Here is a 26,256-nt window from a genome sequence, read left to right on the forward strand (position 1 = left end):
TTCCGGTGGGACGTGCTGGAACGGGTGCTCCCAGCAGAATAGCAAGCTTGCTGGTGAAACGGTGGGGGCGCCGGGGCGCTCCGGGAGCGGACGAACCGGTGTGCGCGATCGGAAACATGCCCGCCACGCGGGCATGAGATGACTTGAGTGCAACTCGTGGTATCACTTGTACCGTGTGGTACCCGTCACACGCCTGCCGGCAGCCCGGGGACCCGCGTCCCCGCTCCGCCACCCGGAGCCGGTCCTGCCGCTCGCCCCTCGAGGAGTCCGTTCATGTCCACGCCATCCCGTCCGGGGCGCGCCCGCCGCCCTCTCGCCGTCACCTCCCTGGCCGCCGTGGCCGCCCTCGTCCTCACCGGCTGCCTCTCCTCGGACCGGGAGGAGGGGGGAGCCGGCGCCACCCAGGCCGCCGCCGGCGGCGACGTCGACGGCACGTTCGTCTTCGCGGCGTCGTCCGACCCCAAGACCCTCGACCCGGCGTTCGCGCAGGACGGGGAGTCCTTCCGCGTCTCCCGCCAGATCTTCGAGGGTCTCGTGGGCGTGCAGGAGGGCTCGGCGGACCCCGAGCCGCTGCTCGCCGAGTCGTGGGAGCAGTCCGAGGACGGCCGGACCTACACGTTCCAGCTCCGGGAGGGCGTCACCTTCCACGACGGCACGGCGTTCGATGCCGAGGCCGTCTGCGCGAACTTCGAGCGCTGGTACAACTTCGAGGGCCTCCTGCAGTCCGAGAACATGGCCTACTACTACGGCTCGCTGTTCAAGGGCTTCGCGGACGCCCCCGAGGACGCCATCTACTCCGGCTGCGAGGCCACGGGGGAGGGGGAGGCCGAGGTGACCCTGAACAAGCCGTTCGCCGGTTTCATCGCCGCCCTGTCCCTGCCGGCGTTCGCCATGCAGTCCCCCACGGCCCTCGAGGAGTACGGCGCGGACACCGCCGGCGGCACGGAGGAGTCCCCGGAGCTCTCCGAGTACGCCCAGGGCCACCCGGTGGGCACCGGGCCGTTCCGGTTCGACTCCTGGGACGTGGGCAACCAGGTGGTCCTGGCCGCCCACGACGACTACTGGGGCGAGCAGGGCCAGGTCACCGACGTGATCTTCCGGATCATCGACGACCCCCAGGCCCGCCGCCAGGCGCTCGAGTCCGGCAGCGTGGACGGCTACGACCTGGTGGCCCCGGCCGACACCCAGGCCCTGACGGACGCCGGCTACAACGTGGTCACCCGCGACCCGTTCACGATCCTGTACCTCGGCTTCAACCAGGCGCAGGAGGAGCTCGCGGACGTCGACGTCCGCCGCGCCATCGCGCACGCCATCGACAAGGAGGCCCTGGTCTCCCAGACGCTGCCCGAGGGCACCACGGTGGCCACCCAGTTCATCCCGGAGTCCGTCAACGGCTACAACGACGACGTCACCGAGTACGAGTACGACCCCGAGCGGGCTCACGAGCTGCTCGCGGAGGCCGGCTACGCCGACGGCCTGGAGCTGGACTTCAGCTACCCGACCGGCGTCTCCCGCCCCTACATGCCGAACCCCGAGCAGACGTTCACCACGCTCACCGCGCAGCTGGAGGAGGTGGGCATCACCGTGAACCCGCAGCCGGACAAGTGGTCCCCGGACTACCTCGACCGCATCAACGGCACCCCGGACCACGACCTGCACCTGCTCGGCTGGACCGGCGACTACAACGACACCGACAACTTCGTGGGCGTGTTCTTCGGCCGGGAGAAGCCCGAGTTCGGCTTCGCGGAGCCCGAGCTGTTCCGGGCGCTGGCCGAGGCCCGCGAGCTGACCAGCGTCGAGGAGCAGACGCCGGTCTACGAGGACATCAACGAGCAGATCATGCAGCTGCTGCCGGCGGTGCCCCTGGCCAACCCGGCGCCGTCGCTGGCCTTCGATCCCCGGGTGGAGTCCTACCCGGTGAGCCCGGTCAACGACGAGGTCTTCAACAGGATCGAGCTCAGCGAGTGAGCCAGGGTCCGGGGCGGCGCAGCGCGCCGCCCCGGACCGCCCCCGCCGTCCTCCCGGCGGTCCTCCCCTCTGCCCCTCTCCGTCCGGAAGGACCGGAATGCTCCGCGTCATCGGCAAGCGGCTCGCCCTGCTCGTCCCCACCCTCCTCGGCCTGTCGGTCCTGCTCTTCGCGTGGGTCCGCGCCCTGCCCGGCGGGCCGGCCACCGCCCTGCTGGGGGACAAGGCCACCCCCGAGGCCGTGGCCCGCATCAACGAGGTCTACGGCTTCGACCGCCCCCTGCTCGAGCAGTACGTCGTCTACACGGGCCAGCTCCTCCGGGGGGACTTCGGCGCCTCCATCGTGACCGGCCGGCCCGTGGTCGAGGAGTTCCTCACCCGCTTCCCCGCCACCCTGGAGCTCTCGCTCGTGGCGCTGGTCTTCGCCGTGGGCATCGGGGTCCCGCTCGGCTACGTGGCCGCCCGCCACCGCGGCAGGCTCCTGGACCACTCCTCGGTGGTGCTGTCCCTGCTGGGCGTCACCGTCCCCGTGTTCTTCCTGGCGTTCATCCTCAAGTGGCTGCTCGCGATCCAGGTCCCGCTCTTCCCGGCGGACGGACGGCAGGACCCGCGCATCGACGCGACGCACCACACCAACTTCTTCGTCCTCGACGGCCTCCTCACCGGCGAGTGGGACGCGGCGTGGGACGCGCTCCTGCACCTGGTCCTGCCGGGCGTGGCCCTGGGCACCATCCCGCTGGCGATCATCGTGCGCATCACCCGGGCCTCGGTGCTGGAGGTCCAGAGCGCGGACTACGTGCGCACCGCCCGCGCCAAGGGCCTGACGCGCGGTCTGATCCGCGGCCGCTACATCCTGCGCAACGCCATGCTCCCCGTGGTCACCACCATCGGCCTGCAGACCGGCCTGCTGATCTCCGGGGCCGTGCTCACCGAGACCGTCTTCGCGTTCAACGGCATCGGCCGGTTCCTGCGGGACGCGATCTTCACCCTCGACTACCCCGTGCTGCAGGGCTTCATCATCTTCATCGCCCTGGCCTACTCCCTGATCAACCTGCTGGTGGACATCTCCTACAGCCTCATCGACCCCCGGGTGCGTGTCCAGTGAGCGCCACACTTCCTCCTGCCCCCTCCGGCCCCTCGCACACCGAGGGCCCCGAGGCCGTCACGACCACCCCGGGCACCACCGCGGCGGTCGGCACGAGCCTGTGGAAGGACGCCTTCCGCCGGCTGCGCCGCAATCCCGCGGCCATCGCCGGGGCCGTGATCGTCGGCGTCTTCCTGCTCGTGGCCCTCCTGGCCCCGTGGCTCGCCCCGTTCGGCGGCGAGGAGCTGCCCGGGCGCACCGAGATCACCCCCACCACCATCCCCGGCCCCGGCGAGGTCGAGGGCTATCCGCTGGGCCTGGACCGCTTCGGCGGGGACCTGCTGTCCAAGCTGATCTGGGGGGCCCGCGCCTCCCTGGTGATCGGGGTGGTCTCCACCGCCCTGGGCCTGATCGGCGGAATGGTCCTCGGCCTGCTGGCCGGCGGTCTCGGCGGCTGGGTGGACAGCGTGATCATGCGCTTCGTGGACATCCTGCTCTCCGTGCCCAACCTGCTGCTCGCGGTGTCCATCGCCGCGATCATGGGGCAGAGCCAGTGGGCCGTGATGATCGCGATCGGCGCCTCCCAGGTGCCCATCTTCGCCCGCCTGCTGCGCTCCTCGATGCTGTCCCAGCGGGGCGCCGACTACATCCTCGCCGCCCAGACCCTGGGCCTGTCCCGCCGCACCATCACCATGAGCCACCTGCTGCCCAACAGCACCGGGCCGGTCATCGTCCAGGGCACCCTGACGCTGGCCACCGCGGTGATCGACGCGGCCGCCCTGTCCTTCCTGGGCCTGGGCGGCGGCGTGCCGCAGACGGCGGAGTGGGGCCGCATGCTCACCTACGCCCAGGCCGAGCTGTCGATCGCCCCGCAGCTGGCGTTCCTGCCCGGCCTGTGCATCGCCGTCACCGCCCTGGGCTTCACCCTGCTGGGGGAGTCCCTGCGCGAGTCCCTCGACCCCAAGTCACGAACCGCGTGAGGTGCACCGACCGATGAGACCGGAGAACCACGCCCCGGGGGCGGACGCCGCCCCGCTGCTCGAGGTCGGGAACCTCGCCGTGGCCTTCAGCACGATGAACGGACCGGTCCAGGCCGTCCACGAGGCGTCCCTGACGCTGCGCGAGGGCCGGACCCTCGCCATCGTGGGGGAGTCCGGCTCGGGAAAGTCCACCACCGCCATGTCCGTGATCGGGCTGCTGCCCGGCAACGGCCGGGTGACCGGCGGCTCCGTCCGCTTCGCGGGCCAGGAGCTCGTGGGCCTGGACGAGGCGCGGATGCGGCGGATCCGCGGCCGGCAGATCGGGCTCGTCCCGCAGGACCCCATGTCCAACCTCAACCCCGTGACCACGGTCGGCCGCCAGGTGGCCGAGACCCTGCTCGTGCACGGACTGGCCACCCGCCGGGACGTGGACGAGAAGGTCGTGGCGGCGCTCGCGGCCGCGGGGCTGCCCGAGCCCGAGCGGCGCGCCCGGCAGTACCCGCACGAGTTCTCCGGGGGCATGCGCCAGCGCGCGCTCATCGCGATCGGGCTCGCCTGCCGGCCGCGGCTGCTCATCGCCGACGAGCCGACGTCCGCCCTCGACGTCACCGTGCAGCGCACCATCCTGGACCAGATCGAGCGGATGACCGAGGAGATCGGCACGTCCGTGCTGCTCATCACCCACGACCTGGGCCTGGCCGCGGAGCGCGCCCAGGACATCGTGGTGATGCACCGCGGGCGGATCGTCGAGGCCGGCCCGTCCGCCCGGGTGCTCGAGGACCCGCAGGACGAGTACACCCGCCGCCTCGTGCAGGCGGCGCCCTCGGTGGCCGCGGCCCGGGTGGGCCGGCAGGCCGTCCCGTCGCCGGGCCGGACGGGAGCGGGGACGACGGCGGCGGCTCCGGCGGCGGCCGGTCCGTCGGCCTCGGGCCCGACGGCGGGAGGCGTCGCGGCCCCCGCCGCCCAGGAGGCGGCCGGGGCCGCCGCGCGGGAGCCGCTGGTGGTGATCGAGAACCTCACCAAGGTCTTCAAGGGGCGGCTGGGCCAGGCGGACTTCACCGCGGTCCAGGACGTCTCCCTCACGGTGCCCCGCGGCAGGACCGTGGCGATCGTGGGCGAGTCCGGGTCGGGGAAGACGACGACGGCGCGGATGCTGCTGAAGCTCTACGAGCCCACCTCCGGGTCGATCCGCTTCGACGGCCAGGACGTGACAGGACTCCGGGGCAGGCAGCTGGCCGCGTTCCGGCAGCGGGTCCAGCCGATCTTCCAGGACCCGTACTCGTCCCTCAACCCGATGTTCACGATCGGGCGGATCGTCGAGGAGCCGCTGTCCACCTACGGCCGCGGCACCCGGGCGGAGCGCCAGGACCGGGTGAAGTGGCTGCTCGAGGAGGTCGCCCTGCCGCCCTCGACGGTCAACCGCTACCCCAACGAGCTCTCCGGCGGCCAGCGCCAGCGCGTGGCGATCGCCCGGGCGCTCGCCCTGCAGCCGGAGCTGATCGTGTGCGACGAGCCGGTGTCCGCGCTCGACGTGCTCGTGCAGAAGCAGATCCTGGACCTGCTGGGGCGGCTCCAGGACGAGTTCGGGCTGTCCTACCTGTTCATCTCGCACGACCTCGCGGTGGTCCGGCTGATCTCGGACGAGGTGTGCGTGATGAAGGACGGCCGGCTGGTGGAGGCCGGCGCCAGCGAGGAGATCTTCACCGACCCGCAGCACCCGTACACCCGGCAGCTGCTGGCCTCCATCCCCGGCAACGAGCTGCGCGTAGGGGTCTGAGACCGGCCGGGCGGCCGCGCTCAGCGCAGCGGTGCGGTCGCGGCCAGCCCCGCGAGCACCGCGATCACGGTCAGCGCGCCGGTGCCCGCGGCGTTGAGCACCGCCCGGAGCGTCCTGCCGTCCCGGACCAGCCGCACGGTGTCGGCCATCGCGGTGGAGAAGGTGGTGTATCCGCCGCAGAAGCCGATCACGGCGACCGACGCCGCGGGCCCGCCCAGCACCCCGGCCAGTGCGGCCCCGGACAGGAGACCGGCCAGGAACGAGCCGCTCACGTTGACGACCACGGTCCCGGCGGGGAAGGACGTCCCCCACCGCTGTCGCACGGTCCCGTCCACCGCGAACCGGGCCATCGCGCCCAGTCCGCCGAGGAGGCAGATCAGCAGGGCGGTCACGCGCGCCGCCCGCGGGCCGCGAGGACGGTGCCGGCGAGGCACGCCAGGAACCCGCAGAACAGCGAGATCCCCACGTAGGCCAGCGCCTGTCCCGCGGCCCCGCCGGTCAGCAGCCGCTCCGTCTCGAGGGCGAGCGAGGAGAACGTCGTGAAGCCGCCCAGCGCCCCGGTGCCCGCGCCGAGGCGCAGCAGCATCCCGCGGGGGGTCTCCGCACCGCGCCGCAGGAGGACCTCCAGGAGCATCCCCAGCAGGAACGCCCCGAGCAGGTTCGCGGTCAGGGTGGCCAGGGGCCAGCCGGCCACCGTCGGCACCAGCTGGGCGAGTCCGTGGCGGGCGCCGGTGCCCAGCGCCCCGCCGGCTCCCACGGCGAGGACCAGCAGCAGGCGCCGGTGCGGCGGTCGGCTCATGGGGGTGCTCCTCGGGGGCGGGCTCCCCGGGGGGAGCGGTCGGCGGGCTCGATCCTACCGGCCGGTCCGTAGGATGTCCGGGTGCAGACGATACGCGGCGCCCGGATCCTCCTGGCCCTCAAGACCTCGCTCGCCGTGGCCCTGTCCTGGGTCGTGGCCCAGCGGATGCCCGGGGTGATCGACGACTACCCGTACTACGCCCCGCTGGGCGCGATCTCCGCGATGTACCCGACCGTGCTGGGCTCGGTGCGCGCGGGGCTGCAGACGGTGGCCGGCATCGCCCTGGGCATCATGCTGGCCGCAGGAGTCCTGCTGGTGGGTGACCCCAACCTCGTGACGGTCTCGGTGGCGGTCGGCGTGGGCGTGCTCCTGGCGGGCATCCGCCGGCTCGGGGCGGGTGCGGAGTACGTCCCGGTCGGCGCGCTGTTCGTCCTCATCGTCGGGGGCCAGGACGCCGAGGGCTTCTCGGCGGGCTTCCTCGTCCAGATGTCGGTGGGCGTGGCGATCGGGCTGCTCGTCAACGTGACGGTCCTCCCGCCCCTGGACTTCCGCACGGCCCGCCTGCAGCTCGACCGGCTGCAGAACGTCGTCGTCGACTACCTCGAGGACGTCGCCGGGGAGCTCGCCGAGCCCGGGACCACCGGGGGACGGGACTGGCGCCGGCGCAACCACTCCCTGGTGCGGATCACCGGCGAGGTGCGCGAGGCGGTCGACGAGTCGGCGCGCAGCGCCCGCGGCAACCCCCGGATGGTGCTCCGGCGGCGGCGGCGACCCGCCGCGGACGCGGGGGACCCGGGCTACGACTCCCTGCTGAAGCTCGAGAACGTCATCTTCCACCTCCGGGGCTTCACGGACGCGGTGCGCGAGCTCTACGACCACCAGGCGCACGACTGGCTGGTGCCCGCGGCCCTGACCGCCCGGCTCGGCGAGGCGGTGCAGTCCGCCGCCGACGCGGTGCGGGCGTGGGCCGCGGATGAGGATCCGGAGGAGGCCGCCGAGCGGGTCCGCTCCCTGGTGGGCCGGCTCCACTCCGATCTGACCGACCCCTCCCGGGCGGAGGACCGGCTCGTCATGGCCGCGGCCCAGGACCTCGCCCGGCTCGTGGCGGTCCTGGACCCGCCGACCGCCCCGACGGCCGGCAGCAGCGCCGTGACCCGGGGATAGGGGTCTCCGCCGTCCCGGGGCCCGTGGGGCCACCGGGACGGCGGGCGGCTCAGGACCGGCTGCGCCGCCGCAGGCGCAGCGCGCCCGCCGCGCTCGCGGCGATCCCCGCGGCGAGCAGGCCCGCGGCCAGGCCGGCGCCGGGACGCTGCTCCGGCTCCGCGACGGCCGTCTGCATGTTGAGACCCGAGTTGACCTCCACCGGCGCGGTCTCGACGGGTGCTGCCTCGACGGGTGCTGCCACGACCGGCGCCGCCACGACGGGGGCCGGGGCCGGCTCCGCCGGGGCCGGGAGCACCGGTGCCACGGGGGCCGGGGCCGCGGGCGCCTCGCAGGCCAGGACGGCCTGCTCGAGGAGCACGAGGAACTGGTCGACCGCGCTCTCGTCGAGGGCCAGCTCGGCCAGCAGTGCCTCGAACGCCACGGCGGCCTCGGCGACGGCCTGCTCCGCGACGGCGGGGTCGAGCGTGCCGAGCGCAATGGTGAGCTGCTGGTCGAGCTCCACCAGTCGGGCCTCGGCCAGGGCGACGGCCTCCGCGTCGCCGGACTCCTGGGCCGCCATCAGCGCGGCCGCGGCCGCCTCCAGCTCCTGCAGGCTGGGTCCGCCGGCGCCCTCGACGAGCGCGGCGTACTGCGCCTCGGCGGCGGCCACGGCCTCGGCCGAGAGGTCGAGCGCCCCGAGCGACTCGGGGGTGAGCCCGGCGCCCGCCAGCGCCGCGTCCAGCTGTGCCGTGGCCTGCAGGCAGGCGGGGTCCCCCGGGGCCGCGACGGCCGCCGGGGCCCCGAGGAGGAGGCCTCCGGCCAGCATCGCGGCGGTGGCGCCCGTGGCCGCCCATGTCTTTCCAGCAGTCATGTCCTGTGTCTCCTGTGCTCGGTCGTCGCCCCGGGGTCGCCCCGCGGCCGGCAGCGCGCGGCAGGACCTCCCCCCCGCGTCGCCGGTCCGCGCGGCGGCGGGGGCGACAGGAAATGTCGTGCTGCTGGTCGTGCGGTGTGCACCGCGGAGCTCGCGGAGATCCGGAGCGCGTCCGACGGACTGCTGTGCCGTCAAACTACTTGCCGGTAGTCCGTGTTGACAATAGTGAACGGGCCGGCCGCGTACGGGCCCCGGCCGCTGGGCTCCGGCGGCGTCCTGCGCGCCCTGGGTGTCCCCGGTTGCCGTCCTGCGCGGACCGGACGGGAGCCGGGTACGCAGGACGCCGCGTCCCCCCGGTGCGGTGGCACCGGGAGGACGCGGCGTCAGGGGCGGGGCTGCCGTCCGAGGGGGGCGGGGCTCAGCCGGCGGGGGTGGTCTCCAGGGCCTCCTGCCCGGCGGACCAGGCGGCGTAGGAGCCCTCGAGCTCCACCACGTCGTAGCCGGCGTGGCGCAGGGTCGAGGCCACGACCGAGCTGCGCAGCCCGCTCTGGCAGTAGGTCACGATCGTGCCCTGCTCCGGGAGCCGGTCCAGGTTCCACAGGACCCGGCCGCCGTGCAGCTGGGTGGAGCCGGGGATGTGGCCGGCGGTGTGCTCGCTCACGGCGCGCACGTCCAGCAGGACGGACTTGTCGAAGGTCTCGACCTCCTCGGGGGAGACCAGCCGCGGGGTGGTCTGCGGCAGGCCATCGATCCCGGTGACGTAGCCGGCCACGGCGTCGATGCCCACTCGCACCAGGTGGTCCCAGAACTCCTGGGCGGCCTCCTGATCCGGGGCCAGCAGCACCAGCGGCCGGTCGTCGGCCTCGGGGTTCACGGCCCAGGCTCCGAAGGTCGCGATGGACTTCCCTGCCGGGATGTTCAGCGCCCCGGTCACGGTCCCGGCGTGCACCTCGTCCGCGGAGCGGGTGTCCACGAAGGTCACCTCGCCGGCCGCCAGCTGCTGTGCGACCTGCTGCGGGTCGAGCTCGGGCAGGGGTGCCCGCTCGCCCATGACGGCCGGGCCCCGGCGGTTCTGGTTCTTCATCCGGCCGAAGTAGAACGGTGCGTCGGGCTGGCCGTCGAGCAGCTCGGCGACGAAGCCGGCCTCGTCGTCGGCCGCCAGGTAGGGGCCCCACCAGGCGTAGAGGCGCTCGTAGCCCACCGTGGTGGAGGGGATCGCACCCAGGGCCTTGCCGCAGGCCGAGCCCGCACCGTGGCCCGGGAAGACCTGGACGTGGTCGGGCAGGGTCAGGAACTTCTCCTTGAGGCTGGCGAACATCTGCTTCGCGCCGAGGAAGCGGGTGTCCACGCCGCCGGCGGCCTCGTCGAGGAGGTCCGGGCGGCCCAGGTCGCCGGAGAACACGAAGTCGCCGGTGAGCAGGTAGCCCGGGGCGTCGGCGAAGGCGCCGTCGGTGACCAGGAAGGACAGGTGCTCGGGGGTGTGGCCCGGGGTGTGCACCGCGGCCACCACGATGTTGCCGATGCGGATCTCGTCGCCGTCGTGCAGGCGGGCGGCCTCGAACTCGTACTGCCAGTCCTCCCCGCCCTCGCCGGAGACGTGGATGTCCGCGCCGGTGGCCGCAGCCAGCTCGCGGGTGCCGGAGAGGTAGTCGGCGTGGATGTGGGTCTCGGTGACGGCGGTGATCTCCATGCCGTTCTTCGCGGCCATGTCCCGGTAGACGTCGATGTCGCGGCGGGCGTCGACCACCAGCGCCTGGCCGGTGCGCTGGCACCCGATGAAGTAGCTGGCCTGGGCGAGGTCCTCGTCGTAGATGCGCTCGATCAGCATGGGGTTCTCCTTCGTTCGATGGCTGGTGACGCGTGTCCGGAGGGGGTTCCCGCGTCGTCCTGAGCACAACGATAATACCCCTGGGGGTATCGTGCAAGTACCCCCTGGGGTATCTAGCCGTGGGGGTGCCGGGGCGGCGGCCGGCGGCTCCGGTGCCGGCGGACCGCCTCCTCGTAGGAGGCCACGAGGAACTCCGTCGCGGCCCGCCAGCCGAGGCCCTCGGCCTCCGCGCGGCCGGCGGCGCCCATCCGCGCGCGCAGGGCCGCGTCGTCGAGCAGCCGGGCCAGGCCGGCGGTGAGCGCGTCCGCGTCGCCGGGCGGCACGAGCAGCCCCGTCCGCCCGTGGGCCACCGCGAACGGGATGCCGCCGGCCCGGGCGCCGACCACCGGCACCCCGCTCGCCAGGGACTCCAGGGCCACGAGACCCAGCGTCTCGGTGGTGGACGGGAAGGCGAGCACGTCCGCCGAGGCGTAGGCGGCCGCCAGCTCCTCCCCGGCGAGCCGGCCCGGGAAGACCGTGGGGGTGCCCGCGAAGCGCCGTTCGAGCTCGGGCCGGTGCGGGCCGTCGCCCACCACGGCGAGCCGGGTGCCCGGCAGCCGCCGGATCGGCTCGAGCAGCGCCGCCACGTTCTTCTCCCTCGACAGCCGCCCCACGGAGAGCACCAGCCGCTCCCCGGGGTGCCCGCCGGTGAGCCGGGACCGCATCGCGGCGGAGGCCCTGGCGGGGTGGAACAGGGCGGTGTCCACGCCCTTGGGCCACAGCGCCACGCGGCGCACGCCCAGGGCCGCGGCCCGGTCCACCATGGGCCCCGACGTGCACAGGTTGACATCGGCGAGGTTGTGGGTCGTGCGGATCCACCGCTCCACGGGCCGGCGCAGGGCGCCGAGCCCGTGCCCGAACACGCTCATGTACTGCGGCACGTCGGTGTGGAAGGACGCCAGCAGCGGCAGGTCCCGCGTCCGTGCGGAGAGCGCGCCCCACGCGCCGAACCACACCGGGTTCACGGCGTGCACCACGTCGGGGCGGAACGCCGACACGGTCCGCTCCGTGCGCGGGGACGGCAGGCCTCCCCGGACGTCCCGGTACCAGGGGAACGTCACGGACGGGGCCCGGACCACCCGGTGCGGACCCCAGTGCCCGGGCGGATCCCCCGGCGTGAGCACGAGCACCTCGTGGCCGAGGTCCCCGAGCTCGTCCAGGGTGCGCATCAGGCGCGTCACCACCCCGTCGACGTTCGGGGCGAAGACGTCCGTCCAGAGCGCGATCCGCATCCGTCGGCTCAGGCGCCCGCGGACATGGGCGCGGGCGCGGCCGGGACCGCGGAGCGGACCGGCCGCGCCGGGATCCCCGGGCGCCGGCGGGAGTTCCACACGGACGTCGCCGGGATGCGGGCGCGGTCCACGCGGTGGGCCCAGCGCACGGCGGTCCGCTCGACCTCGAGCAGCAGCCCCTCCGACAGGGTGGTGGGCCGCAGGCCGAGGTCCAGGAACGCGTCGTTGTCCACGTGCAGGTCGTTCTCCGCGGACTCCTGGCGGGGATTGGGGACCATCTCCACCTCGGCGCCGGTGAGCCCGGCCACGAGCTCCGCGAGGTCGCGGACCCGGTGGGTCTCCGTCATCTGGTTGAAGATCTTCACGCGGTCGCCGGCCGCCGGGGGGTGGAGCAGGGCCAGCTCCACGCACCGGACCATGTCCTGGAGGTGGATGAACGCCCGGGTCTGCCCGCCGGTGCCGTGCACGGTCAGCGGGTGGCCGACCGCCGCCTGGACGAGGAAGCGGTTGAGTACCGTGCCGTAGTCGCCGTCGTAGTCGAAGCGGGTGACGAGCCGCTCGTCGAGCGCCGTCTCCGCGGTGCCGGTGCCCCAGACGATGCCCTGGTGCAGGTCGGTGATCCGCAGGCGGTCGTTCCTGGCGTAGAACGCGAACATGGTCTGGTCCAGGACCTTGGTCATGTGGTACAGCGAGCCGGGGCGGGAGGGGTAGAGGATCTGCTGGGGCACCGTGCCGTGCGGTCCGGGGACCTCCACGTCCAGGTAGCCCTCCGGGATGCGCATCCCGGCGGTGCCGTACCCGTAGACCCCCATGGTGCCCAGGTGCACCACGTGGACGTCCAGCCCGGACTCCACGACCGCGCACAGCACGTTGTGCGTGGCGCCGACGTTGTTGTCCACGGTGTAGCGCTTGGTGGCCGGGGTGCGCATGGAGTACGGCGCCGCCCGCTGCTCCGCGAAGTGCACCACGGCGTCCGGGCGCTCGACGACCAGGAGGTCGAGGAACGCCTCGTAGTCGGCGGCGAGGTCGATCTCGGCCGCGCCGATCCGCCGGCCCGTCAGCTCCTGCCAGGCCGCGCGGCGCTCGTCGAGGCCGCGGATGGGCGTCAGCGACTCCGTCCCGAGCCGGACGTCGATGGCGCGGCGGGAGAAGTCGTCCACCACCACCACGTCGTGGCCGCGCGCGGACAGGTGCAGGGCCGCGGGCCAGCCGCAGAAGCCGTCGCCGCCGAGGATCGCGATCTTCACTGGTGCTCCGTTCCCGGGCCGCTGCCGGGCCCCGTCGTGTCGGTCTCGCACTCAGCGTGGAGGACGCGCGTGAACCGGGAGTGAACGGTCCTGGACCAGCTGCTGGTGCCCGAACGAACCGGGGAGCACCTCCCAGCCCGGACCGGTCAGCTCGCGCAGCTCGTGGGGCAGGTAGGCGCGGCGCAGGGACCGCAGCCCGTCGGTGCGCAGGAAGGAGCCCGGGGCCAGGGGCAGCACGCCCACCGAGTACAGCCGGTAGGCCGCCGGGCTGCGCACGAGGTCGTTGTGCAGCACGAGCCGGCCGGCCAGGTGCTCCGAGTCCGCCGCGAGGTCCCGCACCGGCCCCGGGTCCAGGTGGTGGAGCAGGTGGTTGGAGACCACCACGTCGAACGTCTCGCCGGCCGCGACCAGCTCCCGGCTGGTGACCCGCCGGAAGACCGGGGGCACTGCCCGCGGGTGCCGGGTCGACCAGCGGCGGGTCCGCGCCGAGGCCCACTCGTGGGCGCGGGCGTCCGGGTCGATGCCGGTGACCCGCAGGTCGATCCCGTCCCGCTGCGCCCACCGGGCCAGGGCGCGTGCCACGTCCCCGCCGCCGGCACCGACGTCCAGGAGGGTCAGCGGCCGGCCGGGCACGGCCAGGGGCCGGATCCGGCGCCGGTAGGTCGCGGCCCACCCGGCGACCAGGGAGTTGACCACGTCGAAGCGTGCGTAGGTGCGCCGCAGCGCGGCGAGGTCGCAGCAGGGGTCGTCCATGAGCTCGCGCAGCTCGGCGTCCCGCCGGGAGAGGTCGGGCCGGGCGCGCGGCTGGACGGAGGGCATCTGCCCATTCTCCGCGGGCCGACACGATCCGCCAAGGAGCACGGCGGGCCGGGGGCGGCGCGGGGTGCCGTCACTAGACTGGGGCTCCCGGCCGGTGCCGGGCAGGACCGGACGGCAGGAGGGGACCGCGTGGGACACACCGTGCACGCCGTGGGCTCGCGACCCGGCCCGTGGATCGGCCTCGCGAGCGCGTGCTGGGCCGCCAACGCCGCCCTGGGGGCCTCCGTCGGCGCCGGGATCGTGCGCACGGGCCGGTTCCGCTGGATCCACCACGCCCTCTACGTCACCACCACCACGACGACGGCGCTGGCCGCGGTCCTCGCCGCCGGCTCCTCCTCCGCCTCCGGGCGCGCGGCGGGCCGGGCCCTGGCGCCGGCGCTGCTGCCCCTGGCCGCCCTGCCGCACCTCGGCACGCCCGCCCAGGGGCACCCGCGCCGCCACGCGCTCGCCGCGCTGTCCGCGGCGCCGTTCTACGCCACCGCCCTGTTCCGAGCCCGCGCCGCCCGCGCCGGCTGAGCCGCCCGACCTGACCGGAGAGCACATGGAGTTCCTCGACGTCGTCTTCAACCGCCGCACCACCAACGGCCCGTTCCTGCCGGACCGGGTGTCCCCGGAGCATCAGAAGCTGCTGCTGCGCACGGCCGCGGCCGCACCCTCCCAGTTCAACAGCCAGCCGTGGCGCTTCGTGCTGGTCGAGGACCGGGGGACCATCGACCGGATCGCCCGGATCAGCGCCGACTCGATGACGCAGGTGATGGCCGAGGGGAGCTTCTTCGACCGGTACAAGCGCTACTTCCGCTTCAGCAGGCAGGAGATGGAGGAGCAGCGCTTCGGGATGCTCTTCGACAAGCTGCCCGCGGTGCTGCGCCCCTTCACCAAGAAGGCGTTCACCCCGGGCGGGCAGGCGATGATGAACCGGCTGCGGGTGCCCCAGACCCTGGGCGCGGAGAACCACAAGCTCGTGGCGGGCTCCCCCCTGCTGATCGGCGTGATGCTCGACCGCCGCGAGTACCGGCCCGGGGAGCTCTCCGGGTTCTACTCGCTGTTCTCGATGGGCGCGGCCATGGAGAACCTCTGGCTGACCACCGTGGAGCTCGGCATGGGCATCCAGTTCATCTCCTTCCCCATGGAGGCGCCCGCCCGGTGGGCCGAGGTCGTGGACCTGCTGGACGTGCCCGAGGACCTCGAGCTCATGGCCGTCTACCGCCTGGGCTACGTCCCCGAGGAGCACCGCCGCCCGGCCATCGACTGGTCCAGCCGGGAGCGGCGCCGGATCTCCCAGTACGTCTTCCGGGAGTCCTGCGCCACGCCGCAGGAGGGCTGGGACGACTGAGCGCCGCCCGCCGGCGACGAGAGCCGCGGCGTGGGGCGGGCGGCTCTTCCATTAGTGTGTGACACACACTATCGTGTGGTCATGGCAGCTGAACCGAGCGACCCGATCGTGGCCTCCCACTTCCAGGAGCTGCGCCGCGGCACGGTGGTCCTGGCCTGCCTGCTCGTCCTGGACGAGCCCCGCTACGGCTACGCCCTGCTCCGGACCCTCGGTGACGCGGGGCTCGACGTCGAGGCCAACACGCTCTACCCGCTGCTGCGCCGGCTCGAGGCGCAGGGCCTGCTCGAGAGCGACTGGAACACCGACGAGTCCCGGCCCCGCAAGTTCTACCGGATCACCGGTCCGGGGGCCCGTGTCCGGGACGCCCTCGAGGCCGAGCGGCTCCGGCTGCACGCCGCCCTGTCCACCCTCGCCCGCCCCACTCGTCCCGAGGACTGATCGCCATGTCCGCCAGCACCCTCCCCCCGCGCACCGAGAGCTATCTCCACGAGGTCGCCCGGCGCCTGCCGCCCCGAGCCCGCGAGGACGTGTCCCGGGAGCTGCGGGGCACCGTCGCCGACATGGTCGACGACGGCGTGGCGCACGGCCTCCCGCCGGCCGAGGCGGAGCGCCGCGCCCTCGAGGGGCTCGGCGACCCCGCCCTGCTGGCCGAGGACTACGGCCCCGGCCCGCGGCACCTGATCGGGCCCGAGCACTACCACGACTTCCTCGAGCTGCTGAAGGTCCTGGTGCCCGTCCTGGCCGGCCTCTTCGGCGGGCTCACCCTGATCGGCCGGCTCTTCGGGGAGGCGGGGCGCGAGGACCTGGTCACCTACCTCGTGCTCTCGCTCGCCCCCGCGGTCGGTGCCGCGATCCAGGGGGCGCTCATGGGGGCGGGCATCGCCGTCGTCGTCTTCGCCGTGGTGGAGCGCACGGAGGTCGCGGAGGCGGTGGAGCGCGGCGCCCGGGGGGAGACCGGGGCGGCGGCGGAGGCGCCCCCGCGCTGGACGGTCGAGCAGCTGCCGCCGCCGCGCCCGGAGCGGGACTCGACCGTGGGGGAGCTGGTCTGGGCCACCATCGCCCTGGGCCTGGCCTTCGCCGCGCCGTTCCTGCTCTCGCGGCCGCTGCTCCGTGAGGGCCCGCTCGCCGGCGAGCCCCTGCTCGACCCCGCCGTGTGGACGCCCTGGGTGCCGCTCTACCTGGGGATCGTGCTGCTGGCCTGGGGGTGGGAGCTGCTGCGCTTCTTCCGCCGCCGCTGGTCCTGGGCGCTGTTCGGGGTCAGCGCCGTCCTGGACCTCGCCATGGCCGCGCTGCTCATCACCGTGCTGCGCACCGAGTCCGTGGTGAACCCGGTCTTCCGCGAGCGCGGCTGGGTGGGCGAGGAGTTCGCGCAGATCGGGGTCGCGCTCGTGGTGGTCGTCACCGTCTGGGACCTCGTGGCGAGCTTCCTCGCCTGCCGCCGGTCGACGGGCCGGCGGCGCTGAGCGGCGGCGCCCGTCGCTCCTGTCCGGCGCTCCTGTCCGGGGAAGCACTCGGCCCGCGGGAGCTCCGAGGAGCTCCCGCGGGCCGGAAGGGGGCCTCTGCCGCCGCGGGGTGCCGGGCAGCGCGGGACGCGGGACGCTTCGTGGGCGACCGGCGCCGGCCGGGATGCACCGAACCGGGTCAGGTGGCGCATCGTATGACCATCATTCGACACCCTGGTCGGCACTGTGCGCAAACGTCTACTCTGGAACCGGTCAGATCGATCAGATCGAGACGGGGAAGTGGGGCTGCGGTGGTCAGCATGACGAACGGCGGGGCGGCAGCGGGTCCGCTGGACGCAACGGACCGGAGGATCCTGGCGGCGCTGGACGAGGACCCGCGGATGACGGTGCTGGCCCTGGCCCAGCGCACCGGTCTGGCGCGCGGGACGATCCACGCCCGGCTCGAGCGCTACCGTGCGGGCCCCGCGCTGCGCCCGCACAGCACCCGGGTGACGCCCGCGGCGCTCGGCTACGGCCTGGCCGCGAGCGTGGCCGTGGAGCTCGACCAGCACCAGCTCGACGAGGCGATCGCGGGACTGCAGGCGATCCCGCAGGTCATCGAGGTGTTCGCCCCCGCGGGGCAGACGGACCTGCTGTGCCGGGTGGTGGCGAAGGATCCCGAGGACCTCTACCGGGTCTCCGAGGAGATCCGGCTGTGCCCCGGCATCCTGCGGACCTCCACGAGCATGTTCCTGCGCACGGTCATCCCGTACCGGGTGGCGCCGCTGCTCGCGGGGGACGAGGTCCTGGGGAGGGGCGGGGTCAGTTCCGGGCGGCCGCGCCCATGACCTCGGCGCGCAGCCGGTCCAGGTCCACGGCGTCCCCCTCGTGCAGGCCGTGGGTGCGGACCCACGCGCGGGCGCTGAGCATGATGTCGTCGTAGTGCTGGTGCGTCTCGCAGTGGGCGGCGCCGATCCGGGCCTGGGCGCGGTGCTCCCGGTCGTCCTCCGTGAAGGAGATGACGGCCACCGGGCTGAGGGCGAGTCCCACCACGCCGCGGACGGCCGTGATGGTGCGCCCGTGGAAGGTGTCGCCGGGAGCGAGGTCCCAGGCCCTGGCGGCGGGGTGCTGATGGGTGAGGTCCATGATCGGCTCTTGTGGTGTCGGGAGCCCGTCCCCCGCGCGCAGTGCCGGGGGACGGCCTCGGGGGCGTCGGGAGGAGGAGCGGTCCGGGGGTCGTCCGGTGTCCGGCCGGCCCCCGGTGCCGTCCGGTCAGTGGCCGAGACCGGTCCAGTGGCTGGTCTCCTGGTACCAGGGGGACCAGTGCTTGCCGTCGTAGTAGCGGTACTTGACCACGTGGTAGACCTTCTTGGCGTCGTGGTGGTCCAGGTGCTTCCAGTGCTCGCCGCCCCAGGAGCCGCCCCAGTAGTAGTCGTGGTGGCCGCCGGTGTAGTAGTGGTGGTCGTGCTTGTCCACCGCGTAGTAGTACTGCTTGACCTCCACCTTGTATCCCTTGTGGCACTTCACGTGGAAGGGGTACTTGACGTACTTCTTCCCGTGGTGCCACGTCCAGGACGGCTTGTGGGCGTCGACCGAGCAGTGCTTCTGGTGGGGCTTGTGCGACGCCGTCTCGAGCACCGAGGACTGCGTCGAGGCGGCCTGGGCCGGTGCGGCCTGGGCCGGGGCGCCCAGCAGCGGCAGGGCGCCTGCGGCCAGGGTCAGGGAGGCCAGGGACAGCACCGCCTTGCGGGCGTGGCGGCGGGCGCCGGCCGGCTGCGGGGCTGCGGTCGTGCTGGTTTCGATGGACATTTCGGGTCTCCTGCGGGACAGAGATTTCGTGGGTGCCGGCGGTTCCTGCCCGGGGTCCGGAGGGGAACTTCTCGAACCGACAGGACCAGGGTCGCAGTGGGGGGCACCTCCCGGCGTCCACCCGGGAGGTGAACTCCGGCGTACAACCGGGGTGGTACGCGCGGGACCGGGGGCAGGGCTCAGAAGCGGTCGGTGGGCTTGACGAGCCCGCTCTTGAACGCCGCCGTGACCGCCTGGGCGCGCTCGCTGACGCCCAGCTTCAGGAAGATCCGGTGGACGTGGGTCTTCACGGTCGCCTCGCTGAGGAACAGGCGCCGGGCGATCTCCGAGTTCGTCAGGCCGTGGGCAACGGCGACCAGGACCTCGCGCTCCCGCCGGGTCAGCTGCTGCAGCCGCTCCGGCGGAGGGGCGGAGGGGTCGGGCCCGCGGCCGAACTCGGTCAGGAGCCTGCGGGTCACGTCCGGGTCCAGCCAGCCCCCGCCGCGGGCCAGCGAGCGGACGGCGTCCGCCAGGACCTTCGGCGCGGAGCTCTTGAGGATGAAGCCGGAGGCGCCCGCCCGCAGGGCGGCGTGGACGGCGGCGTCCTCGTCGAAGGTCGTCAGCACCAGGACGGCGGGGACGTTCGGCACCCGGTCCAGGAACGCGTCGGAGGTGAGCACCCGGGTGGCGGCCACCCCGTCCGTGCCGGGCATGCGCACGTCCATGACCACCACGTCCGGCTGCAGCCGCGCGGTCTCCTCGACGGCCTCAGCGCCGTCGGCGGCCTCCCCGACGACGACCAGGTCCGGCTCGGCCGTGAGGAGCATGGCCAGCCCGGAGCGCACCATCGCCTCGTCGTCCACCAGGAGCACCCGGACGGGTGCGGATTCCGCGCCCCGTGTCATCCGGTGCCCTCCCCGCGGCCGGTGGCCGCCGTGGTCGCCGCGGCGTCCTGCGCCGCGGCGTCGCCGGGGCCGGGCGGCCGGACGGGCAGCCGCGCGGACACCAGGTACCCCCCGTTCGGATCGGGCCCGGCCGTCGCCTCGCCGCCCACCGCCCGGGCCCGCTCCGCCATCCCCCGCACCCCGTGCCCGGTCGACAGCCGCGCGGAGAGCCGGCCCCGGGCCCCGGCGCCGTCCGTGCGGACGGAGAGCTCGACGTCCCGGGGGCCCCAGTCGAGGGCGACCCGGACCGGGCGGTCCGGGGCGGCGTGCTTGACCGCGTTGGTCAGCGCCTCCTGCGCGATCCGGTACGCGGCCTCGTCCACCGCCGGCTCCAGGGCCCCGGGCTCGCCCGCCACGCAGAGCTCCACCGCACGGCCCGCCGTGCGCAGGTGGTCGAGCAGGCTGTCCAATCGCTGCAGACCCACTGGCTCCGGCGCGGTCTGCGCCGCATCGGACGGCGCCGGGGAGAGCAGGCCCAGCATGCGCCGCAGCTCCGTGACGGCCTGCTCCCCGAGCTCGTCGACCTGCCGCAGCGCCGCCCGCGCCCGCTCCGGGTCCCGGTCCATCACGCGCTCGGCCCCTCCGGCCTGCAGCACCATGAGGCTCACCGCGTGGGCCACGACGTCGTGCAGCTCGCGGGCGATGCGCTGGCGCTCCTCGGCCTCGGCCCGGGCGGCGGCCAGCCGGGCCACGAGCGCCCGCTGGGCCACGCTCCAGCGGACCCACCGGCCCACGCCGAAGACGACCACGTGGGCCACGGTGAGGAACAGCGCGGCGACGACGAACGTGGCCACCCGCATCGACGGGTCGGGAGTGTCCCGGACGGTGGCCTGCACGCTCGTGGCGACCGGCAGGAACGCGAGCGCCAGGCCGAGGAGGGCGTTCCGGTCGGAGCAGTGCGCGGCCGCCGCGAAGAGGGCCAGCCAGACGCAGAAGACGGGGTGGAACGCGAAGCCGAGCAGGGGGACGGCCACGGCGCCCAGCGACACCAGGGCCAGCACCGTCAGGGGCCGGCGCCGGCGCCAGAACAGGGGCAGGTACAGCAGCGCCGCCGTGAGGACGACCACCCAGGTGGCGGTCGCGTCCGGCTCCGCCGTGCGGTCCCACGTGATCTGGAGCTCGATGCCCCACAGCACCGGTACCGCGACGAGGTCCACGGCCAGGCGCGAGGGGTGCCTCCGGGATCTCATCGGGTCCCGCTCAGCTGCACACGGACCTGCCGAAGACGGTGCAGATCCACATCCGCTCGACGGGAGGAGCGGGCAGCCGGCAGTCCTCCACGATCGAGTGGCGCCGGATCTCCTCCCACGCCACCACGGGTCGCAGGGCCTCCTCGGTGCTGTCCGGGGCCTCCTCGGCCGGGGCCGGGCCCAGCACCGTGTCCACGGCCGAGCACAGTTCGGCGCCCGTGGCGAGCCGGCGCTCGGAGCCCGCGCCGTCCGGTGGGCCCTGGGCCGGGCACCCGGACGGGTGGTCGAGCCGGATGCCCGTCATCTCGGACGCGGGGTCGTGCAGGACGCCGTGCAGCTGGATCCGGGCGATCCTGATCCGCTCGACCTCGTCCGTCCGCCCCGACACGACCCGGGCGATCAGCACCTCGGGGTCGACGTCCCGTCCCAGCCAGTCCGGCGGCCCGTGCACCAGCACGTAGTCGCTGTCCACCAGGCGTCCCCACGCCAGGTGTCCCTCGACGGCATCAGCTGCCCGCGCGTCCTGGACGGACACCAGTGTCCGGAATTCTGTCTCGAGATTCGCCATGTCGAGCCCCCCGCAGGTCGTGCGGCAATTCTCCCCGTCCGCCCACGTCAAGTCCATAGTCCGCCGTGGGGCGCCCCGGGCCGGTGTCGGCCGGCCCGGGGCCGGCCGGGCCGCCGACCCCTGGTCACACCGCGCGCCCAGCGGTATCGTAAGCACACTGGCGAATCGGCGACGCTTCGCCGCCCCTGATCGTCGAGACGGATCGAAGGAGATGCCATGAGCACCAAGGTCGAGAAGAATGTCGTGGTCGACGTGCCGCTGAGCACCGTGTACAACCAGTGGACCCAGTTCGAGGACTTCCCCCACTTCATGAACGGCGTGCAGAGCGTGACCCAGCTCGGCGCCGACCGCCTCCAGTGGGTCGCCGAGCTCGGCGGCGTCCGCCGGCAGTGGGAGGCGAAGATCGTGGAGCAGGTCCCCGACAGCCGGGTCTCCTGGGCCGCCACCGAGGGCGCCACCAACGCCGGCACCGTGACGTTCCGCGACGCCGGCAACGGGCGGACCGAGGTGCACCTGGTCCTCGAGTACGAGCCCGAGGGCCTCGTGGAGAAGGTCGGCGACAAGCTCAACGTGGTCGAGAACCAGGCCGAGGGCGACCTCGAGCGGTTCAAGAAGTTCATCGAGGCCGAGGGCTATGCGACCGGCGCCTGGCGGGGCTCCGTCAACGAGGGCGCCCCGGTCGGCACGCCCGGCGTGGAGCACGCCGCGGCCTCCCGCGGTGACGACGGCAAGGCCGGGGTCTCGGGCAAGGCGGTCGCCGCGGGCGTCGCCGCGGCCGGGGTGGCCGCCGCCGGGGTCGCGGCCGCGGCGAAGAAGAAGGACTCCGGCCCGGACACGGAGCCGGTGACCTTCGAGTCGACCGCGGCGCCGGCCGCACCGGTGGCACCGGTGGCGCCGGGGGCTCCCGGGGAGACCGTGACCGGGGAGGTCCCGCCGATCCCGCCCGTGGACGAGACGCTCGCCGACGGCACCGTCGACGCGGACCCGGGCGTGGACCCCGCCACCCGGCGCATCGACGACCGCCCCGCGGGCGGCCCGCTCTGATTCGTCCCCGCGCACTCACCGGGCCCCGACCGCACGCGGTCGGGGCCCGGTGCGTGCACGGGGCGTCCCGTTCGGCGGGGCGGCGGAACCGGCCGGTCAGCCGGTCACGGCGCCCAGCGAGGCCGAGCGCACCAGCTTGACGTACTTGCCCAGCACGCCGCCCTCGTACTGCGGGCGCAGGGGAGCCCAGCCGCTGCGCCGCCGCGCCAGCTCCTCGGCGTCCACCAGCAGGTCCAGGGAGCGGGCCGCCAGATCCACCCGGATCCGGTCGCCGTCGCGCAGGAACGCGACCGGTCCGGCGTCGACGGCCTCCGGCGCGATGTGGCCGATGCACAGACCCGTGGTGCCGCCCGAGAACCGGCCGTCCGTGAGCAGCAGGACGTCCTTGCCCAGCCCCGCGCCCTTGATCGCCCCGGTGATGGCCAGCATCTCGCGCATGCCGGGGCCGCCCTTGGGGCCCTCGTAGCGGATCACGAGCACGTCCCCGGCCGTGATCTCCCCGGCCTCCAGGGCGTCCATCGCGGCCTGCTCGCGCTCGAAGACGCGGGCCGGGCCCTCGAAGACCTCGGCGTCGAAGCCCGCGGACTTCACCACCGCGCCCTCCGGCGCCAGGGAGCCGTGCAGGACGGTGATCCCGCCCGTGCGGTGGATCGGATTGTCGAGCGTGCGGATCACGTCGCCGTCCAGGGGCCCGGGGTCCAGGGCGGCCAGGTTCTCGGCCACCGTGCGGCCGGTCACGGTGAGGGCGTCCCCGTGCAGCAGCCCGGCGTCGAGCAGGGCCTTCATGACCACCGGGATGCCGCCGTGCCGGTCGACGTCGTTCATGACGTACCGGCCGAACGGCTTGAGGTCCGCGAGGTGCGGGACGCGGTCCCCGATCCGGTTGAAGTCCTCGAGGGTGAGATCCACCTCCGCCTCGTGGGCGATGGCCAGCAGGTGCAGGACGGCGTTGGTGGACCCGCCGAGGGCCATGAGCACGGTGACGGCGTTCTCGAAGGCCTCCTTCGTCAGGACGTCCCGGGCTGTGATGCCCTGCCGGAGCATCTCGACGACGGCCTCCCCGGAGCGGTGGGCGAACTGGTCGCGCCGCCGGTCCGCCGAGGGCGGGGCCGCGGAGCCGGGCAGGCTCATGCCCAGGGCCTCGGCCACGGAGGCCATCGTGTTGGCCGTGTACATCCCGCCGCAGGCGCCCTCGCCCGGGCAGATGGCCCGCTCGATGCGGTCGAGGTCCGTCCTGCCCATCAGGCCCGCCTTGCACGCGCCCACGGCCTCGAACGCGTCGATGAGGGTGACGTCCTTCTCGGTCCCGTCGGTGAGCTTCACCCACCCCGGGGCGATGGTCCCCGCGTAGAGGAACACCGAGGCCAGGTCCAGGCGCGCGGCGGCCATGAGCATGCCCGGCAGGGACTTGTCGCACCCGGCCAGCAGGACGGACCCGTCGAGGCGCTCGGCCTGCATCACCGTCTCCACGGAGTCCGCGATGACCTCGCGCGAGACCAGCGAGAAGTGCATCCCCACGTGGCCCATCGAGATCCCGTCCGAGACCGAGATCGTGCCGAACTGGAGGGGGTAGCCGCCGCCGGCGTGGACGCCCTCCTTGCAGCCCTGGGCGAGCCGGTCCAGGGAGAGGTTGCAGGGGGTGATCTCGTTCCAGGAGCTCGCGATGCCGATCTGGGGCTTCTCCCAGTCGGCGTCGCCCATGCCCACGGCGCGGAGCATGCCGCGGCTGGCGGTCGCGTCGATGCCGTCGGTCACCTGACGGCTGCGGGGCTTCATGTCGGGGCTCATGCGGTCTCTCCCGGGTCGTCGGTGCGCGGTGGGGTGCGTGCCGCGAACCTATCAACGGAACTCGAGGAGCGTCGAGGGGTGTCCACGGCCGGCGCGGAAGATTGTGCCCCCGGGGGAAGACAAGGGGGCGCCCGTCCTCCTAGGGTGGGAGAAGCAAACGATAAGCAACCTGATCGAAGGAGCCCGACATGCCCGAGGCACCCGTCTCCCAGCACGCCCGCGCGATGGCCGACGACGAGGGCGGGATGCCCGAGCAGCAGCAGACGCCCCCGGGGCTGACCGCCGCCATGGACCCCGTCCCCGACCACGGCGAGGCGTCCTGGGAGGGCAGGGGCCGGCTCGAGGGGCTCAAGGCCCTCATCACCGGCGGGGACTCCGGGATCGGCCGCGCCGTGGCCATCGCGTTCGCGCGGGAGGGGGTCGACGTCGCGATCAACTACCTGCCCGAGGAGCAGGAGGACGCCCAGGACGTGGTGGGGTGGATCGAGAAGGCCGGCCGCACCGCCGTCCTGGTCCCCGGCGACGTGCGCGAGGAGCAGAGCTGCCGGGACATCGTGGACCGGGCGGTCGAGGGCCTCGGCGGGCTCAACGTGGTCGTCAACAACGCGGGCTTCCACTGGGCCCGCGGGGAGGCGGGGCTCAAGGGCCTCGCCACGGAGGACCTCGAGCGCGCCGTGCGCACCAACCTCTACGGCACCCTCTGGATCAGCCGGGCGGCGCTGCCGCACCTCGGCCGCGGGGACAGCATCATCAACACCACGTCCGTGCAGGCCTACGACCCGTCCGTGTCGATGATCGACTACGCGGCCACGAAGGCCGCGCTGAACAACGTCACCGCCAACCTCGCCGCCGAGCTGGGGCCCGAGGGCATCCGCGTCAACGCGGTCGCCCCCGGACCGGTGTGGACCCCGCTGGGGCCCGCCACGAAGGAGCCCGGAGCGGTCGCGAACATGGGCAAGGAGACGCCCCTGGGCCGGATCGGCCAGCCCGCCGAGCTGGCCGGCGCCTACGTCTTCCTCGCGAGCCCGGCCGAGGCCAGCTACGTCAGCGGCACCGTCCTCGGCGTCACCGGCGGCATGCCCGTCTTCTGAGCCGCGCCCCCACACCCCTACGGAAGGAGCACCTCGTGCCCAAGACCGGCAAGGACGACCACGCCAAGAAGAGCGAACTGCCCTCCACCCTGCAGCGCTCGGGGCAGAAGGCGCAGGACACGTTCGCCAAGACCTACGACTCCGCGCTCGAGGAGTACGGCGACGAGGAGCGCGCGGCGCGCACGGCCTACAGCGCGCTCAAGCACACCCACGAGAAGGTCGGCGACCACTGGGAGGGCAAGGAGGAGTACGGGCCCTCCGACGAGCACGCCGCGGGCGGCCGCGACTCCCGCGCGGAGACCGCCGGCGGGGTCGACGCGAACTCCTCGAAGGAGCACCTCTACGAGGTGGCGAAGCGGCTCGACGTGGAGGGGCGCTCCTACATGACCAAGAAGGAGCTCGTCGACGCGATCCGGAAGGCCAACGACGCCGCGACGCGCCGGGCCCGCGAGGACTGAGGGGCGGCCGGGCTCAGAGCACGCCCAGCAGCCCGCGCACCAGCGTGATCGCCCCGCCCAGCCCCGCGAGGACCAGAGCGACCGTGCGCGCCGTGCTCAGGGACACGCGGCGGGCGACGACCCCGCCGATCCGCACGCCCAGCACCACCGTGAGGACCACGCCGGGGGCCACCCACCACGGCGGCATCCCGCCGGTCCCCGCCGCGCCCAGCAGGGTCTTGGTGAGCACCGACAGGGCGCCCATCGTCATGAACACCGGCTGCAGGGTCGCGGCGAAGGAGCGCTGCTCCCAGCGGGCCAGCCGGGAGTGGATCACCATGACCGGTCCGGCCACCCCCGCCGTGGTGTTGAAGAACCCCCCGATCGCCCCGGCGAGCACCGTGGGCAGCCGCCCCGGCCACTCGGGCAGGCGGGGGAGCCCGAACATGGTGGTGAGGGCCAGCAGCACCACGCCGCCCACCAGCACCTGCAGCCAGGCGGCGGGCAGCTCGCGGACCACGAGCGCCGCCGGCACGGCGCCCACCGCCGCGGCCGGGGCGATGAGGGCGAACCGCCGCCAGTCCACGTGGCGCCACACCGAGAGCATGATGAGGAAGCCGGAGACGGTCGTCGTCGCGTTGGTCACGAGCACGCCCGTGGCGGGGCCCAGCAGCAGGGCGAGGGTCGGGGCCACGACCAGGCCGACCCCCGTGCCCGAGACGCGCTGCAGGACCGAGCCCACGAGGATCGCGAGGGCGGCGATGACGATGATTTCCACGGGTCCCATTCTGCGCCTCCGGCAGCCCGGCCCCGGACCGCACACGGGCCCGCCGTGGTGATTCCCGGA

General features: G+C 74.0%; 27 protein-coding genes. 13 read left to right on the top strand and 14 right to left on the bottom strand.

Translation table 11 applies throughout. The features are described 5' to 3' along the window. Positions 1-273: 273 nt before the first annotated feature. The 4 genes from CK505_RS03890 (at position 274) to CK505_RS03905 (ending at position 5,806) form a co-directional block, all read left to right on the top strand. Positions 274-1,968, top strand: coding sequence for an ABC transporter substrate-binding protein (locus CK505_RS03890; protein ID WP_095650287.1), 1,695 nt, complete (start codon positions 274-276; stop codon positions 1,966-1,968). A gap of 97 nt (positions 1,969-2,065) precedes the next feature. Next, on the top strand, positions 2,066-3,070 hold the full coding sequence (locus CK505_RS03895; protein ID WP_017834714.1) for an ABC transporter permease: 1,005 nt from the start codon (positions 2,066-2,068) through the stop codon (positions 3,068-3,070). Next, on the top strand, positions 3,067-4,029 hold the full coding sequence (locus CK505_RS03900; RefSeq protein ID WP_095650288.1) for an ABC transporter permease: 963 nt from the start codon (positions 3,067-3,069) through the stop codon (positions 4,027-4,029). The genes CK505_RS03895 and CK505_RS03900 overlap by 4 nt, the downstream gene beginning before the upstream one ends. A gap of 13 nt (positions 4,030-4,042) precedes the next feature. Next, positions 4,043-5,806 (top strand): ABC transporter ATP-binding protein, encoded by a 1,764-nt coding sequence (locus CK505_RS03905; RefSeq protein ID WP_095650289.1) that lies wholly within the window; start codon positions 4,043-4,045, stop codon positions 5,804-5,806. A gap of 20 nt (positions 5,807-5,826) precedes the next feature. Here the strand turns inward: CK505_RS03905 and CK505_RS03910 are convergent, their stop codons facing one another. Both CK505_RS03910 and CK505_RS03915 read right to left on the bottom strand, forming a co-directional pair. Further along, positions 5,827-6,198, bottom strand: a complete 372-nt coding sequence (locus CK505_RS03910; protein WP_095650290.1) for a CrcB family protein — start codon at positions 6,196-6,198, stop codon at positions 5,827-5,829. Beyond that, on the bottom strand, positions 6,195-6,605 hold the full coding sequence (locus CK505_RS03915) for a CrcB family protein (protein WP_095650291.1): 411 nt from the start codon (positions 6,603-6,605) through the stop codon (positions 6,195-6,197). Before CK505_RS03915 ends, CK505_RS03910 begins: the two co-directional genes overlap by 4 nt. Positions 6,606-6,686: 81 nt before the next feature. Between CK505_RS03915 and CK505_RS03920 the strand changes: the two genes are divergently transcribed. Then, positions 6,687-7,769: an aromatic acid exporter family protein gene (locus CK505_RS03920; protein WP_095650292.1), complete on the top strand. Its 1,083-nt coding sequence runs from the start codon at positions 6,687-6,689 to the stop codon at positions 7,767-7,769. A gap of 49 nt (positions 7,770-7,818) precedes the next feature. Here CK505_RS03920 and CK505_RS03925 read toward each other — a convergent pair whose 3' ends face one another. From CK505_RS03925 to CK505_RS03945, 5 genes are all read right to left on the bottom strand, one after another. Further along, entirely contained in the window at positions 7,819-8,619 is an 801-nt protein-coding gene (locus CK505_RS03925) for a hypothetical protein (protein ID WP_141246775.1), read from the bottom strand. A gap of 418 nt (positions 8,620-9,037) precedes the next feature. Beyond that, positions 9,038-10,447, bottom strand: a complete 1,410-nt coding sequence (locus tag CK505_RS03930) for an MBL fold metallo-hydrolase (RefSeq protein WP_095650294.1) — start codon at positions 10,445-10,447, stop codon at positions 9,038-9,040. A gap of 113 nt (positions 10,448-10,560) precedes the next feature. After that, on the bottom strand, positions 10,561-11,718 hold the full coding sequence (locus tag CK505_RS03935; protein ID WP_255250883.1) for a glycosyltransferase family 1 protein: 1,158 nt from the start codon (positions 11,716-11,718) through the stop codon (positions 10,561-10,563). Positions 11,719-11,726: 8 nt separating this feature from the next. Then, the gene (locus CK505_RS03940; protein ID WP_095650296.1) at positions 11,727-12,965 is read right to left on the bottom strand and encodes an NAD-dependent epimerase/dehydratase family protein; all 1,239 of its coding nucleotides are present in this window, start codon (positions 12,963-12,965) and stop codon (positions 11,727-11,729) included. Positions 12,966-13,016: 51 nt separating this feature from the next. Next, positions 13,017-13,784, bottom strand: coding sequence for a methyltransferase domain-containing protein (locus CK505_RS03945; protein ID WP_095650297.1), 768 nt, complete (start codon positions 13,782-13,784; stop codon positions 13,017-13,019). A 129-nt stretch (positions 13,785-13,913) separates the two neighbouring features. On the opposite strand from CK505_RS03945, the gene CK505_RS03950 reads away from it, so the two are divergent. The 5 genes from CK505_RS03950 (at position 13,914) to CK505_RS03970 (ending at position 17,407) form a co-directional block, all read left to right on the top strand. Continuing rightward, entirely contained in the window at positions 13,914-14,300 is a 387-nt protein-coding gene (locus CK505_RS03950) for a hypothetical protein (protein ID WP_017834724.1), read from the top strand. A gap of 25 nt (positions 14,301-14,325) precedes the next feature. Then, a complete protein-coding gene (locus CK505_RS03955) occupies positions 14,326-15,117 on the top strand; it encodes a nitroreductase family protein (protein WP_095650298.1) in 792 nt (263 codons plus the stop codon). A gap of 81 nt (positions 15,118-15,198) precedes the next feature. After that, positions 15,199-15,555: a PadR family transcriptional regulator gene (locus CK505_RS03960; RefSeq protein ID WP_031283698.1), complete on the top strand. Its 357-nt coding sequence runs from the start codon at positions 15,199-15,201 to the stop codon at positions 15,553-15,555. A 5-nt stretch (positions 15,556-15,560) separates the two neighbouring features. Continuing rightward, positions 15,561-16,580: a permease prefix domain 1-containing protein gene (locus CK505_RS03965; RefSeq protein WP_095650299.1), complete on the top strand. Its 1,020-nt coding sequence runs from the start codon at positions 15,561-15,563 to the stop codon at positions 16,578-16,580. Between the two features lie 299 nt (positions 16,581-16,879). After that, complete coding sequence (locus CK505_RS03970; RefSeq protein WP_095650331.1) at positions 16,880-17,407, top strand: Lrp/AsnC family transcriptional regulator; 528 nt, start codon at positions 16,880-16,882, stop codon at positions 17,405-17,407. On the opposite strand, the gene CK505_RS03975 is transcribed toward CK505_RS03970, so the two are convergent. The 5 genes from CK505_RS03975 to CK505_RS03995 all read right to left on the bottom strand — a co-directional run bounded on the left by CK505_RS03975 (position 17,382) and on the right by CK505_RS03995 (position 21,049). Further along, positions 17,382-17,705, bottom strand: a complete 324-nt coding sequence (locus CK505_RS03975; protein WP_017834729.1) for a hypothetical protein — start codon at positions 17,703-17,705, stop codon at positions 17,382-17,384. The two genes, CK505_RS03970 and CK505_RS03975, sit on opposite strands and share 26 nt — an antisense overlap. Positions 17,706-17,831: 126 nt before the next feature. Beyond that, positions 17,832-18,368: a hypothetical protein gene (locus CK505_RS03980; protein WP_017834730.1), complete on the bottom strand. Its 537-nt coding sequence runs from the start codon at positions 18,366-18,368 to the stop codon at positions 17,832-17,834. A 179-nt stretch (positions 18,369-18,547) separates the two neighbouring features. Then, positions 18,548-19,252, bottom strand: a complete 705-nt coding sequence (locus CK505_RS03985) for a response regulator transcription factor (protein ID WP_095650300.1) — start codon at positions 19,250-19,252, stop codon at positions 18,548-18,550. Then, positions 19,249-20,481, bottom strand: a complete 1,233-nt coding sequence (locus CK505_RS03990) for a sensor histidine kinase (protein WP_095650301.1) — start codon at positions 20,479-20,481, stop codon at positions 19,249-19,251. Before CK505_RS03990 ends, CK505_RS03985 begins: the two co-directional genes overlap by 4 nt. 10 nt (positions 20,482-20,491) lie before the next feature. Continuing rightward, entirely contained in the window at positions 20,492-21,049 is a 558-nt protein-coding gene (locus tag CK505_RS03995) for a hypothetical protein (RefSeq protein WP_126346600.1), read from the bottom strand. 216 nt (positions 21,050-21,265) lie between these two features. Between CK505_RS03995 and CK505_RS04000 the strand changes: the two genes are divergently transcribed. Further along, the gene (locus tag CK505_RS04000) at positions 21,266-22,093 is read left to right on the top strand and encodes an SRPBCC family protein (RefSeq protein ID WP_095650303.1); all 828 of its coding nucleotides are present in this window, start codon (positions 21,266-21,268) and stop codon (positions 22,091-22,093) included. Between the two features lie 96 nt (positions 22,094-22,189). On the opposite strand, the gene ilvD is transcribed toward CK505_RS04000, so the two are convergent. Beyond that, positions 22,190-23,881 (bottom strand): dihydroxy-acid dehydratase, encoded by a 1,692-nt coding sequence (ilvD, locus tag CK505_RS04005; RefSeq protein ID WP_031283704.1) that lies wholly within the window; start codon positions 23,879-23,881, stop codon positions 22,190-22,192. A 188-nt stretch (positions 23,882-24,069) separates the two neighbouring features. Here ilvD and CK505_RS04010 point away from each other — a divergent pair, with 188 nt between their 5' ends. Next, entirely contained in the window at positions 24,070-24,972 is a 903-nt protein-coding gene (locus tag CK505_RS04010; RefSeq protein ID WP_035923348.1) for an SDR family oxidoreductase, read from the top strand. A gap of 35 nt (positions 24,973-25,007) precedes the next feature. Continuing rightward, entirely contained in the window at positions 25,008-25,430 is a 423-nt protein-coding gene (locus tag CK505_RS04015) for a ChaB family protein (RefSeq protein ID WP_017834737.1), read from the top strand. 13 nt (positions 25,431-25,443) lie between these two features. Here CK505_RS04015 and CK505_RS04020 read toward each other — a convergent pair whose 3' ends face one another. After that, the gene (locus CK505_RS04020) at positions 25,444-26,196 is read right to left on the bottom strand and encodes a sulfite exporter TauE/SafE family protein (RefSeq protein WP_017834738.1); all 753 of its coding nucleotides are present in this window, start codon (positions 26,194-26,196) and stop codon (positions 25,444-25,446) included. Positions 26,197-26,256 lie beyond the last annotated feature (60 nt).

Source organism: Kocuria sp. WN036 (assembly GCF_002287015.1).
Taxonomy (GTDB): Bacteria; Actinomycetota; Actinomycetes; order Actinomycetales; family Micrococcaceae; genus Kocuria; species Kocuria rosea.

Excerpts from the sequence above, each read along its gene's own strand:
- CK505_RS04020 (WP_017834738.1), bottom strand. The coding sequence starts at position 26,196 with ATGGGACCCGTGGAAATCATCGTCATCGCCGCCCTCGCGATCCTCGTG.
- CK505_RS03935 (WP_255250883.1), bottom strand. The coding sequence starts at position 11,718 with ATGCGGATCGCGCTCTGGACGGACGTCTTCGCCCCGAACGTCGACGGG.
- CK505_RS03970 (WP_095650331.1), top strand. The coding sequence starts at position 16,880 with ATGACGAACGGCGGGGCGGCAGCGGGTCCGCTGGACGCAACGGACCGG.
- CK505_RS03980 (WP_017834730.1), bottom strand. The coding sequence starts at position 18,368 with ATGTCCATCGAAACCAGCACGACCGCAGCCCCGCAGCCGGCCGGCGCC.
- ilvD (WP_031283704.1), bottom strand. The coding sequence starts at position 23,881 with ATGAGCCCCGACATGAAGCCCCGCAGCCGTCAGGTGACCGACGGCATC.
- CK505_RS03985 (WP_095650300.1), bottom strand. The coding sequence starts at position 19,252 with ATGACACGGGGCGCGGAATCCGCACCCGTCCGGGTGCTCCTGGTGGAC.
- CK505_RS03915 (WP_095650291.1), bottom strand. The coding sequence starts at position 6,605 with ATGAGCCGACCGCCGCACCGGCGCCTGCTGCTGGTCCTCGCCGTGGGA.
- CK505_RS03990 (WP_095650301.1), bottom strand. The coding sequence starts at position 20,481 with ATGAGATCCCGGAGGCACCCCTCGCGCCTGGCCGTGGACCTCGTCGCG.
- CK505_RS03975 (WP_017834729.1), bottom strand. The coding sequence starts at position 17,705 with ATGGACCTCACCCATCAGCACCCCGCCGCCAGGGCCTGGGACCTCGCT.
- CK505_RS03925 (WP_141246775.1), bottom strand. The coding sequence starts at position 8,619 with ATGACTGCTGGAAAGACATGGGCGGCCACGGGCGCCACCGCCGCGATG.
- CK505_RS03945 (WP_095650297.1), bottom strand. The coding sequence starts at position 13,784 with ATGCCCTCCGTCCAGCCGCGCGCCCGGCCCGACCTCTCCCGGCGGGAC.
- CK505_RS03955 (WP_095650298.1), top strand. The coding sequence starts at position 14,326 with ATGGAGTTCCTCGACGTCGTCTTCAACCGCCGCACCACCAACGGCCCG.
- CK505_RS03965 (WP_095650299.1), top strand. The coding sequence starts at position 15,561 with ATGTCCGCCAGCACCCTCCCCCCGCGCACCGAGAGCTATCTCCACGAG.
- CK505_RS03960 (WP_031283698.1), top strand. The coding sequence starts at position 15,199 with ATGGCAGCTGAACCGAGCGACCCGATCGTGGCCTCCCACTTCCAGGAG.
- CK505_RS04010 (WP_035923348.1), top strand. The coding sequence starts at position 24,070 with ATGCCCGAGGCACCCGTCTCCCAGCACGCCCGCGCGATGGCCGACGAC.
- CK505_RS03930 (WP_095650294.1), bottom strand. The coding sequence starts at position 10,447 with ATGCTGATCGAGCGCATCTACGACGAGGACCTCGCCCAGGCCAGCTAC.
- CK505_RS03890 (WP_095650287.1), top strand. The coding sequence starts at position 274 with ATGTCCACGCCATCCCGTCCGGGGCGCGCCCGCCGCCCTCTCGCCGTC.
- CK505_RS03995 (WP_126346600.1), bottom strand. The coding sequence starts at position 21,049 with ATGGCGAATCTCGAGACAGAATTCCGGACACTGGTGTCCGTCCAGGAC.
- CK505_RS03905 (WP_095650289.1), top strand. The coding sequence starts at position 4,043 with ATGAGACCGGAGAACCACGCCCCGGGGGCGGACGCCGCCCCGCTGCTC.
- CK505_RS04000 (WP_095650303.1), top strand. The coding sequence starts at position 21,266 with ATGAGCACCAAGGTCGAGAAGAATGTCGTGGTCGACGTGCCGCTGAGC.
- CK505_RS03895 (WP_017834714.1), top strand. The coding sequence starts at position 2,066 with ATGCTCCGCGTCATCGGCAAGCGGCTCGCCCTGCTCGTCCCCACCCTC.